At 60.7% G+C, this 13245-nt stretch carries 13 protein-coding genes; 6 read left to right on the top strand and 7 right to left on the bottom strand.

Translation table 11 applies throughout. The annotated features are described in order from the left end of the window. Positions 1-452: 452 nt before the first annotated feature. The 3 genes from K3555_RS19645 to K3555_RS19635 all read right to left on the bottom strand — a co-directional run bounded on the left by K3555_RS19645 (position 453) and on the right by K3555_RS19635 (position 3121). Positions 453-2012 (bottom strand): DUF427 domain-containing protein, encoded by a 1560-nt coding sequence (locus K3555_RS19645; RefSeq protein ID WP_260006742.1) that lies wholly within the window; start codon positions 2010-2012, stop codon positions 453-455. 142 nt (positions 2013-2154) lie between these two features. Continuing rightward, positions 2155-2856, bottom strand: a complete 702-nt coding sequence (locus K3555_RS19640; RefSeq protein ID WP_260006741.1) for a hypothetical protein — start codon at positions 2854-2856, stop codon at positions 2155-2157. Next, positions 2828-3121, bottom strand: coding sequence for a hypothetical protein (locus K3555_RS19635; RefSeq protein WP_260006740.1), 294 nt, complete (start codon positions 3119-3121; stop codon positions 2828-2830). Before K3555_RS19635 ends, K3555_RS19640 begins: the two co-directional genes overlap by 29 nt. A gap of 169 nt (positions 3122-3290) precedes the next feature. Between K3555_RS19635 and K3555_RS19630 the strand changes: the two genes are divergently transcribed. The 4 genes from K3555_RS19630 to K3555_RS19615 all read left to right on the top strand — a co-directional run bounded on the left by K3555_RS19630 (position 3291) and on the right by K3555_RS19615 (position 7310). Further along, a complete protein-coding gene (locus K3555_RS19630; protein WP_260006739.1) occupies positions 3291-3803 on the top strand; it encodes a hypothetical protein in 513 nt (170 codons plus the stop codon). A gap of 97 nt (positions 3804-3900) precedes the next feature. Then, positions 3901-4518 (top strand): ribonuclease HII, encoded by a 618-nt coding sequence (locus K3555_RS19625; protein ID WP_260008568.1) that lies wholly within the window; start codon positions 3901-3903, stop codon positions 4516-4518. Positions 4519-4625: 107 nt separating this feature from the next. Then, the gene (locus K3555_RS19620) at positions 4626-5729 is read left to right on the top strand and encodes a site-specific DNA-methyltransferase (protein ID WP_024092002.1); all 1104 of its coding nucleotides are present in this window, start codon (positions 4626-4628) and stop codon (positions 5727-5729) included. Between the two features lie 192 nt (positions 5730-5921). Beyond that, complete coding sequence (locus K3555_RS19615) at positions 5922-7310, top strand: adenylate/guanylate cyclase domain-containing protein (protein ID WP_260006738.1); 1389 nt, start codon at positions 5922-5924, stop codon at positions 7308-7310. 2 nt (positions 7311-7312) lie between these two features. Here K3555_RS19615 and K3555_RS19610 read toward each other — a convergent pair whose 3' ends face one another. Together K3555_RS19610 and mutY are read right to left on the bottom strand one after the other, a co-directional pair. Beyond that, entirely contained in the window at positions 7313-8446 is a 1134-nt protein-coding gene (locus K3555_RS19610; protein ID WP_260006737.1) for an alkane 1-monooxygenase, read from the bottom strand. A gap of 85 nt (positions 8447-8531) precedes the next feature. Further along, positions 8532-9596 carry an A/G-specific adenine glycosylase gene (gene mutY / locus K3555_RS19605; protein ID WP_260006736.1) on the bottom strand — a complete coding sequence of 355 codons (1065 nt, stop codon included), beginning with the start codon at positions 9594-9596 and terminating at the stop codon, positions 8532-8534. An 84-nt stretch (positions 9597-9680) separates the two neighbouring features. Between mutY and K3555_RS19600 the strand changes: the two genes are divergently transcribed. Both K3555_RS19600 and K3555_RS19595 read left to right on the top strand, forming a co-directional pair. Continuing rightward, positions 9681-10208, top strand: a complete 528-nt coding sequence (locus tag K3555_RS19600; protein WP_134831128.1) for a DUF721 domain-containing protein — start codon at positions 9681-9683, stop codon at positions 10206-10208. Continuing rightward, the gene (locus K3555_RS19595) at positions 10205-10876 is read left to right on the top strand and encodes a DsbA family protein (protein ID WP_260006735.1); all 672 of its coding nucleotides are present in this window, start codon (positions 10205-10207) and stop codon (positions 10874-10876) included. The genes K3555_RS19600 and K3555_RS19595 overlap by 4 nt, the downstream gene beginning before the upstream one ends. A 104-nt stretch (positions 10877-10980) precedes the next feature. Here K3555_RS19595 and lpxK read toward each other — a convergent pair whose 3' ends face one another. Together lpxK and K3555_RS19585 are read right to left on the bottom strand one after the other, a co-directional pair. Next, entirely contained in the window at positions 10981-11982 is a 1002-nt protein-coding gene (gene lpxK / locus K3555_RS19590) for a tetraacyldisaccharide 4'-kinase (RefSeq protein ID WP_260006734.1), read from the bottom strand. Then, positions 11969-13090 carry a 3-deoxy-D-manno-octulosonic acid transferase gene (locus tag K3555_RS19585; RefSeq protein WP_259996143.1) on the bottom strand — a complete coding sequence of 374 codons (1122 nt, stop codon included), beginning with the start codon at positions 13088-13090 and terminating at the stop codon, positions 11969-11971. The genes lpxK and K3555_RS19585 overlap by 14 nt, the downstream gene beginning before the upstream one ends. Positions 13091-13245 lie beyond the last annotated feature (155 nt).

Genomic DNA, 13245 nt, shown 5'->3' with positions numbered 1-13245 from the left:
CTTCGCATAACCCTGCCGGGCAGCGGATCGCTGTATTGCTGCTCTGATGGCGTGCGTGCCCTCTCGGCAGATTTGCCATGCAAACCGCCTGCCAGGTGACAGTGCGTGGCGCTCCCGTGACGAACTTGTCCCATAATGCTTCCTTCCATTCCAAAGAGCAGATCCCACCATCAAACCATGGGATCAAACACCTGGGAAAGGCTTCCCCGGGAAGCGCGATGATGAAGCGCTCAGCCACTCGACCCTTGCTCTGGATGAAAGTTCACTGGCAGGTCAATTGCTCACCAGCTTGATCGCGAACTGCAAAATGTGCGTCGTCGATTCGGTCTGCTGCCTTTCCGGCACGTTGCGCGCGTTGCTCGACGGCCATCCCAGAAGCCGTATCGACGACCTCGTGCCTTGGAGTTTCTGGCTCGCGTCAAGCCGCGCCGCGTAGGGGAGCGCCGAGGCGCTTACGGTTCAATCTTGGCCGGGACAGCAAAACAGGTGACCGGCTGGGACACGTTATGAAGGGTGACCGCCCCCAGCGAAACGCCTTGTGATGGATCGCTCAGAATGTCCTGACTGACAATGACCGGATGGTTGACCGTCTTGCCGTAGTCGCCCAGCCGGGCGGCGATATTGGCGGCCTGGCCGATCACCGTGAAGTCCAGCCTTTCACGCGAGCCGACGTTGCCGTAAGTCACGCGCCCGTAGGCGATGCCGATGGCGGCTTCGCAGCGGTGGCCGTCTTCTTCCTGGGCGATTTCCTCCAACCGGGCCACGATGGTGCGGGCGCTGTTCAGGGCCTGCCTGCGGGCCCTTTCAGGATCGCTGCCGGCCGGGAACACCGCCAGCACAGCATCGCCGATGAATTTCAGCACTTCGCCGCCGTGCTCATGCACGATGGTCGAGGCAGTCTCGAAGAACTGGTTCAGAAGCGCGATATAGTCCTGGCGGCCCAGCTGTTCCTCCAGCCGGGTGGAGCCGCGCAGGTCGCAGAACATGATGGCGGCGTCGATTTCATCTCCGTCGCCGCGGCGGATCTCGCCGCCCAGTACCCGGGCGCCGGTGCGCTTGCCAACATAGGTTTCCAGCAGCGACTGCGCGTTTTCGCGCTGCATGAAGATTTCATAGTAGCGGGCAATCACATCCGAGCATTCGAAGATCAGCCCCAGGTTAGCCGTGGAAAAGCCGTTCGGGTGATCACTGGTGAGGGTCAGCACATTGATGCGCCCGTCGGAAAAGCGCAACGGCATGGCGACATAGTCGGTGGCCCCCTCCTTGCGCAGGTCTTCAAGGATCGGAAACGCATCTGCGGACCGGCAACAGCCGAGCCGGTGGCGCACACCGCCCATGCCGTTGGAGACGTGGCGCAGCGGGCTGTTCTGATAGGCTGGGTGGTCGTGGATTTCGTAAGACGGCGCGTAGGTGGTGACCTCGCCGGTATTCTTTTGCCAGATGTAGTTCTTGCCCGCGATCAGCGGGTGCAGCGACCATGCCATGACGGACATGCGGGACAAATAGATGCCTTGCTCGACGAATTTTTCTGCCAGAGCGGCCGTCAGGTCCTCGGGGGACGGAACCAGGGCGGCGTCCCGCAGCAGCCAGTCGATCACCGGGCCGGAGATATTGCCGTAGTCCGGCATTTCCACGCTGTTGCTGCCCAGATCGAATTCGGCCTCGGCGCCAGGCATAAAGCCAATATGGCCGGATATGGCTGCTGCCTCCGGCATTGCCTCGTCGTAAGACCAGACAGCGTTCTGTATACCGCCGCCAGTTAACAGCATGTCGCGGTAACTGGCCGTGCCTTTGAAGGGGCAAAAGGTCTGCAAGGGGGTGTTGGACGATAGCTGTGCTGTCACGTCTTCCGAGGGAAAATAGATCGCTGGGGGAAGCCGGGTTTCATACATCACCTTGGCGCGGGAGCTTTGCGCCAGAACGGTGCCATTGCGCCGGGCCGTGACCAAACCTTGAAGCGGCTCGATAACAATGCCGTAGCCCCGATGCGGTGCGTGTACCTGTGCATCCATCCCTGAGGTCCTTGTCCGTTGCGCCGGAAATGTGCTGAAAACCAGGACCGGCCGGCGTGGGCCGGTTCTGGACTATGTGGGGTCTGGGGGCGGAAAATCCAGAGTTGAACACATGATGTTGAGCAAAGCGGAGCCAGACGGTTCAGACCATACGGATCACGTCTCTGCTGATGGCCAGCACATAACCGCGCTTGGCGATGTTTTTGACAAGCAGCTCACTCACCATCTGGTTGCCCAGCGTGTCCCGCAGGCGTTTTATCCGGGTGGCGCCGGCGGCTTCCTCGCAGTCGGCGGAGATGCGGCCGGAAATCACTGCTTCGATTTCGGCGCCTGACAGCACGTCATCGTCGAGCCGGGCCTCCGCCAGAACCGCCAGAGTTTCCATCGCGGCGGGCGTTAGTTTGAACCCCATGTTGTTCAGGTAGACAGTGTTTTCATCGCGGCTGATCAGAAGTTCGTTCACCTGGATGCCGGAGCGTTCGATCTGCGCCATGCGGCGGTTGAGCATCACCAGCATGCCAAGCACCGTCAATGCTGCCACCATCATCGCAGTGGCAAACAGCAGCAAGACAAAAATCACCATCCGGTAACTGGTCAGCGTCTCGGCAAAGGCAGTGCCGGACTGGGCCAGGATTTCCAGCAGCTTGATCTCGGTCTGGGTTGTCAGATCGTTTTCGACAAACAGCTGCTCAACCCGCGCGTTAAAGGCATTGGCATCGGGCAGCGTCAGCAAGAGAACCGTGCCGGCAATCACCAGAAGCGCAACAATCGCAGCAATGCCGAGCGCGATCACCCTGCTGCCAGCCGCGCGGGCCTCAGAAACGGAGATAGTAGGATCCGGCATTGGCCTTCCTTTGCTGCAGGCCTTCGGGACCGAAGACGGACAGGACATTCAAAAGCTTCCAGCCGCCGGGTGCAATACGGGTCTGGACCTCGCGCCGGGCGGCCTTTTTCTTGCAGGCGCCGGAGAGCTGGATCACGCCGTAGTGCAGGCGCAGCGGATTGTCTTGCTTGGCCTTGTAATCGGCATAGCAATCTGCCGCCTGGGCTGGCAGCGATAGCGCCAGAAGGGCAGCCGCAAGTGCGGGGATCAGGAGGTTCTGTTTCATATGGGCATCCTGCGGTGGCGGGCCTTGAAATTCAATAACCGCAGGGGGTTGAGACCGCTGATATCCGATAACAAGCGGCCGATATTGCCTGTCTGAAGGGGGTGGGGCCAGGTTGGAGACATCCAAGCGCACAGGCTGCGCATCCGACAATCAAAAGAAAGGTCCCGAAATGGCCCAGACATATGGTTCCAAGCCGCACCGCAAATTCATTGCCATGATCGTGGCAGCCTCTATTGCCATTACCGGTTTCTCGGCAGCGCCTGCCCGCGCAGACGAGGATGTCGCTAAATTTATTGCCGGCATGGCTCTGCTTGGGATTCTTGGCGCGGCCATTAATGATGCCAGGAAAGACGATCACGCAGTAACCCGGACTTACAACCCGCCGCGTGGCCATGGGCATGGCGGCCACAGGCATAACTCGCACAACCGCCATGGCGGGCATGTGAAACCGCTGCCGCCGCGGGTGCACCGTTATGATTTGCCGACACAATGTGTCCGCTATTTTCCGCGCTACAGCCGCAACTATCCGCTGGCCGGCAAAGGCTGTCTCGACCGCAATTACGGGTACACGCAGAAACTGCCGCGGGCTTGCAAGGTGACCTTCTGGAACGGCAAACGCAACCGCACCGGCTACAAACCCCGCTGTCTGAAGCAGCATGGCTTCCGGATGGTCAACCGCTAACGATACTCCGCTTTCGGGCAGCAGCAACTTGGGGGGCTTCGGCCCCCTCTTTTTTGTGCGGGTTGAAATTCCGGCTCGAATTGGCTTTCTCACTGGAATGACAAAACCTGATTACAGCCTGGAAGATGCCGCCCTTGCCAAAGGGTACCTGAGAATAGCCGGAGTGGACGAGGTGGGCCGCGGCCCGCTGGCCGGGCCGGTCACTGCCGCAGCGGTGGTGCTGGACATCTCTGCTATTCCCGAGGGGCTCAACGATTCCAAGAAACTGAGCTTGAAAAAACGCGCAACGCTGGAAGGAAAAATTCTGGCCGCTGGTCAGGTGTCCGTTGCCCACGCCTCAGTCGAAGAGATTGATTCCCTGAATATTTTACGTGCCTCGCATCTGGCGATGGAGCGCGCGGTAGCAGCCCTGGATCCAGCACCGGACTATCTGCTGATAGATGGCAACCTGATACCCAAAGGATTGGCTTTGACGTCGGAAGCTGTGGTCAAAGGAGATGCCAAATCAGTCTCCATCGCGGCGGCGTCGATTATTGCCAAACTGGTGCGTGACAGGGTCATGGTGGATTTGGCGCAACAGTTTCCTGGATATGGATGGGAGAAAAACGCAGGCTACCCCTCGAAACAGCACCGCGAGGCGCTAGTTGAATTAGGTGTGACCCCACATCATCGGCGGTCATTCAAACCCGTACACAACATCTTGTATCAAGAGTGAACCGTAGGGTGTTGTTCTAATAAACAAATTGACCTCGAATCCGCGATGACTCATCCTGTGGACAACCTAATGAGCGCAAAAATGCGCCGCGGGTATGAGGCAGAGCAATGAACAAAACTATGACAAAGGGCGCGGCAGCGCTCCCTTTAAACACGATTATGGGCGGCGATTGCATCGAGGCGATGAACAGTCTTCCGGCCAATTCGGTCGATCTGATCTTTGCGGATCCGCCGTATAACCTGCAGCTGAAAGGCCAGCTGCACCGTCCCGACAATTCCAAAGTCGATGCCGTGGATGATCACTGGGACCAGTTTTCCAGTTTTGCGGTCTATGACCAGTTCACCCGCGAGTGGCTCAAGGCGGCGCGCCGGGTGCTGAAGCCGAACGGGTCTATCTGGGTGATCGGTTCCTACCACAATATTTTCCGTGTCGGATCGGCGCTGCAGGACGCAGGCTATTGGGTGCTGAACGATGTGGTCTGGCGCAAGTCGAACCCGATGCCGAACTTCCGCGGCAAGCGGTTCACCAACGCGCATGAGACGATGATCTGGGCGTCCAAGTCGGAAGGCGCGAAATACACCTTCAACTACGAAGCGCTGAAGGCGCTGAACGAGGGCATTCAGATGCGCAGCGACTGGGTGCTGCCGATCTGCACCGGACATGAGCGGCTGAAAGACGAAAACGGCGACAAGGCGCATCCGACGCAAAAGCCGGAATCGCTGTTGCACCGGATCCTGGTCGGCTCGACAAACCCGGGCGATGTGGTGCTGGATCCGTTCTTTGGCACTGGCACTACCGGCGCTGTGGCCAAGATGCTCGGACGCGAGTTCATCGGCATCGAACGCGAGGAAGCCTATCGCAAGGTGGCGGAGAAACGCATCAAGGCTGTGCGCAAGTTCGACCGCGAGGCCCTGGAAGTGTCCGCCAGCAAACGCGCAGCACCGCGGGTGCCCTTTGGCCAGCTGGTGGAGCGCGGCATGCTGCGCCCGGGCGAGGAGCTGTATTCGATGAACCGCCGCCACAAGGCCAAAGTGCGCGCCGATGGCACTTTGATTGGCGACAACATCAAAGGTTCGATTCATCAGGTGGGCGCTCATCTGGAAAACGCGCCGTCCTGCAACGGCTGGACCTACTGGTGTTTCAAGCGCGAGGGCAAGACAGTGCCGATCGACGTGCTGCGCCAGCAGATCCGGGCTGAGATGCAGAACTGAGGCCCGGGGCTTTTGTGAACGTGAAAACCTATTGCAGGCGCCTGTGCATAATGCGCAGGCGCACACCTTGCCCCGCCTGCATCAGGCGGGGTTTTTTAGTTTCTGCGCTGTGATGCGCTATTCCCTGATCAGAACAGCGCAACTATCTGCAATACTGACGCTGCGGCAGCCAGCGGGAAGAGGGGAAAGCCCATGACCGATACCGCACTTATCTCCGGAACCGGAGCTGTCCAGGAACCTGGAACCGGCGGCCGGAAAATCTCAACTGCGGAAAACAGATTTGCCGAAGCGGCCCTGGATGCGCATAAACAGCGGGGGCTGCAGCTGGCAGTACGGGCCCGCTGGATCGCACTGCCCATTATCGCAGTCTTCATCATCTTCCTGAACCCGGCCTGGGAGATCCTCTACTATCATGGGATCCTTGCGCTTTTGTGCCTCAACGGCTGGTTCATCAGCCGGGTGGGAAAAGTGGGCAGGTCACGGCTGGAGCTGTTTCTGATCTTCCTTGATCTTCTCATCATGACCATCGGTCTGGTCATGCCCAACCCGTTTGACGCCCGCGAAATACCGGTGGCTATGCAGTACCGGTTTGATAACTTTCAGTATTTCTTTGTCATCTTGGCCGCAGGCACCATGGCTTATTCCTGGCGCACAGTGATTGCGATCGGCACATGGACGGCGACGATGTGGCTCAGCGCGCTGGCGCTGGCCTGGTGGTTTGCCACTCCGGTTCCCGGACTTTCGGAAGCTGTGGCCGCGACGCTTGGCTTTGCCCCGGAGCTGGCGGAGTTTTTTGACCCAAACAGTTTTGTGATTCAGCTGCGGGTGCAGGAGGCCGTGGTCTTTGTGCTGGTGGCGGTGACGCTGGGCTTTTCGGTGCGCCGGTTCAACGCGCTGCTGAGGAGCAACGCCAGCCTGGAGCGGGAGCGGGCCAATCTGTCGCGCTATTTCTCGCCCAATGTGGTGGATCAGCTGTCGCAGAACGACGAGCCGCTGAAACAGGTGCGCAGCGAAAATGTGGCGGTGCTGTTCATCGATATCGTTGGCTTTACCAGACTGTCTTCGGGGATGGACCCGCGAATGGTGATTGACCTCTTGCGGGAATTCCACGGCCGGATGGAGCGCGAGGTGTTCCGCCATCACGGCACGCTGGACAAATACTTGGGCGACGGGCTGATGGCGACTTTTGGAACGCCGGTAGCAGGCCGGCAGGATGCCACCAATGCACTGGCCTGTGCCCATTCCATGCGCGAGTCGCTGATCGCATGGAACAGGGAACGCGCCCGTCAGGGTAAGGCGGAAATCCGCGCCGGGATCGGAATTCACTATGGCGAAGCGTTGCTGGGCGACATCGGCTCCAACCGGCTGGAGTTTGCGGTGCTGGGTATGACAGTGAACATTGCCGCCCGGCTGGAGAACCTGACCCGCAAGCTGCAAGCCGGGATTGTGATCAGCGAAACGCTGGCCGCGCAGGTGAGGGCGGAGCAGGCCGGCCTGCACCTGCTGGACGGCAACGTCCGGCATCCGGATCAAGAGGTGCGCGGGCTGGATCAGCCGATGACGGTTCTAGCCTGGGCGTAAGGCTATCGGGGCACCGGATTCTGCGCTTTGTTGTAGGCGTGCCAATCGGTGATCTCGGGATAATACGTCTGCCGCCAGCGCCGCACCCGCGGGTTCATTACCCGGCGCCACAAGGGCGGGATCATCGCAGCGACGGTCATCACCGGGTAGCCATAAGGCAGCTGCGGCGCGTCGGCTTCAGTATAGTTCTGCAACAGCGGAAAGCGGCGGTTTGGTTTGTAGTGATGATCCGAATGGCGTTGCAGGTTGATCAGCAGCCAGTTCGACGCCTTATGCGCCGCATTCCACGAGTGGCGTGGCTGCACGGGTTCGTATTTGCCATCGCCCAAGTGTTTGCGGGTCAGCCCGTAATGCTCGACATAGTTGACCACCTCCAGCTGCCAGATGGCGACCCCGGCCTGCACCAGAAACAAGAGCACCCCGGTCAGCCCGCCCAGCAGCATCGCCAGCAGCAGCATCGCGGCCTGCAGCGCCCAATAGCGGAAGAACGGGTTCGAACGGTCGGTCCAGTTGCGGTTCTTCTTCGCCAGCTTCTCCCGTTCAGCGCGGAATGCGGAATGCCAGCATTGCCGCAACACACGCGGGTAGAACCGGTGGAACCCCTCGTTATAGCGGGCTGTCACCGGGTCGCGCGGAGTGCCGACATAGCGGTGATGCACCAGCAGGTGCTCGGACCGGAAATGCGAGTACATCACCATAGCCAGCAGGATATCCCCCAGCCAGCGCTCAACCCGGCTGGACTGGTGCATCAGCTCGTGACTGTAGGTGATACCCACGGCGCCGGTTACGACGCCGACCCCAAAGAAAACAGCGAATTTGCCAAATGCACTCAGATGATCGGCACCGCTGACGTACCAGATCAATCCGAACAGCGTGACGAATTGCAGGGGCACCCAAGCAGCGGTCAGCGCCTTGTACCAAGTGAGGTCTCTGTCCGGCGTTTCCGGGTCGGCGTTCTCCAGGTTCAGCCCGAATGCCCCGTCCAGCATCGCAAACAGATGCCAGGTTACCAGCGGCGGCAGGATCAGTGTCCAACCGCCGCAAAGAGCGGCGAACCAAACCAGCGGCAACAGCAAAAAGGACATCCAGAACGGCAGGGCGCTTTGCCAGCGGGCAAGGGTTTCGGGGGCGATCATGCCTGTGTCTCCCAAATCAATCAGCGCGCGTTTGCGCTGACACTATGCCCTAACATCTGAAAACCCAAGAGCGGCGTCGGCTTCTTTAGAGGCCTTGATAAAGATCGAAAGCCTTGCGCATTACTGTGGGCAGGCTGGCGGCGCGGAAGTCGTGGTGTGGTATCAGTTCCTGCGCTGCATTCTGGTTATAACCTGCTGGCAATTCGGCCGTCATCACCCGCAGGATCAGATGGAAATGAGTGAAAGTGTGGCGCACTTCCCCATCCTGCTCTTGCCAATCCGCTTCAAAAGGCGGGTTCGGACCCGGGGCGTCACTCCACTCCGAACCGGGCCAGCCCAGCATGCCGCCCAGCAGCCCCTTGTCTGGCCGCCGTTCCAGCAGCCATGTGCCGTCGGCGGATTTCGCCAGGTAAACGATGCCGCTCCGGGTGGGTTTTGGTTTTTTCGGCACCTTTTTCGGCAGCTCAACCGCAGTGCCTGCAGCCCGCGCAGCACAGGGATTGCGCCAGGGACAGATGCCGCAGGCCGGGTTACGGGGCGTGCAGATGGTGGCGCCAAGGTCCATCACCGCCTGGGCGTAGTCACCGGGCCGCTGAGACGGGGTCAGTTCCGCAGCACGTTCTTTCAGTACAGGTTTCGCACCGGGAAGCGGATCGTGAATGTCGTGCAGCCTGGCCATCACCCGCTCCACATTACCATCCAGAACGGTCTCTGGGCGGTTAAACGCAATCGAGGCGATGGCGGCGGCGGTATAGGGGCCGATACCAGGCAGCTTTAGCAGGTCATCGTAATTGTCCGGGAACTCTCCACCGGAACCGCCTGCGACCGAACGGGCGCACTTCAGAAGGTTGCGGGCGCGGGCATAGTAGCCAAGGCCGGCCCATTCGGCCATGACCTCGGCGTCCGCCGCCGCGGCAAGATCGGATACGGTAGGCCAACGGCTGGTGAAGCGAAGGAAATAGTCCCGCACCGCGGCCACCGTGGTCTGCTGCAGCATCACTTCGCTGAGCCAAACCTTGTATGGATCGGGGCGTTTGCCTGCCGCACGCTCTGCGGGCCCCACCCGCCAGGGCATCCCGCGGGCATGGACGTCATACCACGCAAGCAGGTCTCCGCTCATCGCGGCGGAATTACTGATCAAGTCACGCATTCGTTATTCCTTGGCTCGCGGTTTGGCTGGCGCCTGCATTCCGGCTCTTTACAATAGGGCAGGCAGTCACGCAAAAGCTAGATCATGGCATTCAGGCGCAGTACCACACGCGGGTTCGCACGAACCTCCAAGCTCCTTAACGAGCAGATCCGCAAGGCGGGGGAAAGCCGTGGTTTTGCGGTGTCGCGGCTGCTGACCCACTGGGAAGAGATCGCCGGTCCGGATATCGCTGCCATGGCGCGTCCGGTGAACGTGGGCTACGGGCGCGGTTCCTTTGGCGCAACGCTGACGGTGCTGACGACCGGAGCCAATGCACCAATGCTTGAAATGCAAAAAGAGCGCCTGCGTGAGCGGGTGAACGCGGTTTATGGCTTCAATGCCATCTCCAAGGTGCGGATCACGCAAACGGCACCGACGGGATTTTCCGACGGCCGCGTGGAATTCAAATATGCCCCCAAAGTGCAAGCGCCCCGGCAGCCCGACCCGCAGGATACTGCGGCTGCCAGCCAGGCGGCTGCCGGTGTGGAAAACGACGATCTGCGCGCCGCCCTGGAACGCCTGGGGCAGAACGTGCTGACAAAACAGAAAACGCAAGGAAAGGGGTTCAAATGACCCGTCTGATGTCTGGTGTCTTTGCCGCGGTTGCGGTTGTTGCGGGCGGTTATGCCCTGTCGGGATTCAACACCCAGAACAATCTGCCGCAGAACCCGCTGGTTGGCGCCGCTGTTGCGCAGGAGGCCGAGGTGGACATCTCAACAATCGCCGAGATGACGTTGGGGGCCGAGGACGCGCCGGTCACGCTGATCGAATACGCCTCTTACACTTGCCCGCATTGCGCCAGCTTTCACAATGAAACCTTCAAGAAGCTGAAGGCCGACTACATCGATACCGGCAAGGTCAAGTTCATCTACCGCGAGGTCTATTTCGACCGCTACGGGCTGTGGGCCTCGATGATTGCGCGCTGCAGCGGACCGGATAAGTTCTTTGGTATTTCCGATCTGATCTATAAGGGCCAGTCCGAATGGACGCGGGCCGGCGGCGCAACCGAGATTGTCGATGAGCTGCGCAAGATCGGCCGCCTGGCGGGGATCGAAAATGAGCAGCTGGAAGCCTGCCTGCAGGATGGCGGGAAAGCGCAAACCCTGGTAGCCTGGTATCAGGAAAACGCCACTGAGCACGGCATCGAGGCAACGCCGTCGTTCATCCTGAATGGTGAAAAGATTTCCAATCAGTCTTATACAGAGTTCAAGACGCTGTTGGACGCAGAGCTGGAAGGCTAAGCTCTTCCAGAAAAAAAATTTAAGCCCGGGCCGTGTACCTGGGCTTTTCAGGGCAGAGCAAACCGGGCAGGCGCGCTCCCGGCGGCTTCAGATTGCGCTGGGGGTCAGGGTGCAGGCGCGGCTTTCTTCAACAGTTCCTTTAACCCATCATCTCCTGCAACCTGCAGCCGCACAGGCAGGGTAATGACCTTGGAGCGGAAGCTGTCCGGCAGGCGGACGGCGTCTTTTTCTGTCGTGACAAGCTGGGCGTTCAGAAGTTTGGCTTCGTTCTCCAGCCGGTTCATCAGCGCCGGTGAAAGCGGCTGGTGATCGTCTAACGCTTCGGCGCGGACGATATCGGCGCCAAGGCTGCGCAGGGTGTTGAAAAATTTCTGCGGGTGGCCGATGCCGGCAAAAGCCAGAACGCGTGTGCCGTTCCAGGGCATCCCGGTTTGCAATGGCTCCAGCGCACCACTGAAATGCGGCAAGCCCTGCAGATGGCTTCCCCAGGCCGTTGCAAATTTCTTCTGGGCCTCCCCAGGCCCAAGCGAGAGCACCGCGTCAGCCCGTTTCAGGCCAATGGCAACCGGCTCCCGTAATGGGCCGGCCGGCAGGCAGCGGCCATTGCCGAAGCCCTGCTGCGCATCCACCACGATCAGTGACAGGTCCTTGGCCACCGCGGGGTTCTGAAATCCGTCATCCAGCACGATGACGGTTGCCCCTGCGTCTGCTGCGGCGCGCGCGCCATCGGCGCGGTCCTTGGCAACCCAAACTTCGGCAAAGGCGGCCAGAAGAAGCGGTTCATCCCCCGTCTGCGCGGCCTTGTGCCGGCCAGGCAAGACTTGCACCGGCCCCTCCATGGTGCCGCCATAGCCGCGGGTCACAACATGCGGTTCATGCCCCTGATTGCGCAGCGTTTCCAGCAGCCAGATCACAGTGGGCGTTTTGCCGGTGCCGCCAGCATTCAGATTGCCAACGCAGATCACCGGGACACTGGCACGCACCGGGCTGCCTTTGGCGACCCGGGAAGCGGTGGCGCGCGCATAGACCCAGCCAAGCGGCGCTAGCAATGCTGCCCGAAGATCAAAATCCCCCGGCGGTTTGTGCCAGAATTCAGGTGCCCGCATCGGTATCCTCGCGCTGGTCCAGCAGGGTCTGGACCTTTTCCAGTAACATGTCGGCTGTGGCGGCGCTTTCGGTGACGCTCTGCCAGCCGGCCAGCGCCATCTCGGCGGCCTTGTCCGGAGCAGATAGCGCAATGACAGCATCGGTCAGTTCCGATTGGGTCAGCACCGGCTGGGCAGCGCCCGCCGCGGCCAGTCTTTCATAAAGGTCCCGATGCGCGTGGATACCCGGTCCGTGCAGCAGTGCCGAGCCTAAGGCTGCGGCGTCCAAAGGCGACTGGCCCTGCGCCATAGGATCCAGGCTGCTGGCGATCAGCGCGGCTGGAGACAGGCGGTACCACAATCCCAAATCCTCGCTGCCCGCCAACAGCACCTGCGTCAGGTCCTCGGGTTCACCGCCGTCTTCCCAATCGGCAAAATACAGCCCGCTGTTCTGCAGCTGGCGGCGGGCTGCTGCAAGATCCGCGCCGTCTTCCAGCGCGACCACCAGCAGCAGCCGGTGCAGCAGCCGCAATGCGCCGCGATGCGCGTCCAGGATACGGGGCAGTTCGCTGAGCTTGGTATGGGCGGCGAGCCAGACCGGCCGGCTGCCAAGGGTCTGTTGCATGGCAGAAAGCTCTTCGTCATTGCAACCGGGCGGAATTGCAGACACCCGCAGCTTGCCGGCCAGTTGCACCCGTTCTGCTGGCAGTCCGATCCGGGCCAGCCGGGCCTGCACGGATTTGGACGGGGTCAGGATGCAGGTCAGCCCGTCCAGCAGCCGCCGCCGCTGGTCCGGCAGCCAGCGGCTGGTGCGGTTGGGCATTTCATCCTCCAGAAGATCCGCCAGCAGTAATCCGGTACTGCGCTCGCGCATTTGCCGAAGCAGCACCCGCCGTGCCGGCGGGCCGGTCCAGATGCAAGCGTCGGGCCGCCAATGGTTCAAAAACCCGCGGGCCTCGGCCAAGGTGTCCTCAGGCAGCGGGCCAATCGGAATATCGCAGCCAACTGTACCGGTCAGCCGCAGTCCGGGTTCCCAGCTTGCCAGCACCGACAAGTCCGGGCGCAGGGATTTGAGGCGGCGGCCGATATCGCAAAGCGCTTGATAGCGTTCAGGGGTGGTTGCGTGCACCCACAACAGCTCTCCTTTGGGGCGGGGCTGCAGAACGGAAGTGCGGTTGGGTGCTGCGGTTCGCCGTTGCATCTGGCTCGATCTGAAATTTCCGGCCCAAGGTACCTGCAACATGCGGGCTTGTCTGTGAAAAATTTGGGTATGACGATAGCGCT

Origin of the sequence: Leisingera sp. M527 (genome assembly GCF_025141525.1) — a bacterium.
Lineage (GTDB): Bacteria > Pseudomonadota > Alphaproteobacteria > Rhodobacterales > Rhodobacteraceae > Leisingera.
Note: the sequence above shows the minus strand (reverse complement) of the source record. Positions and strands in the feature narration are given on the sequence as shown.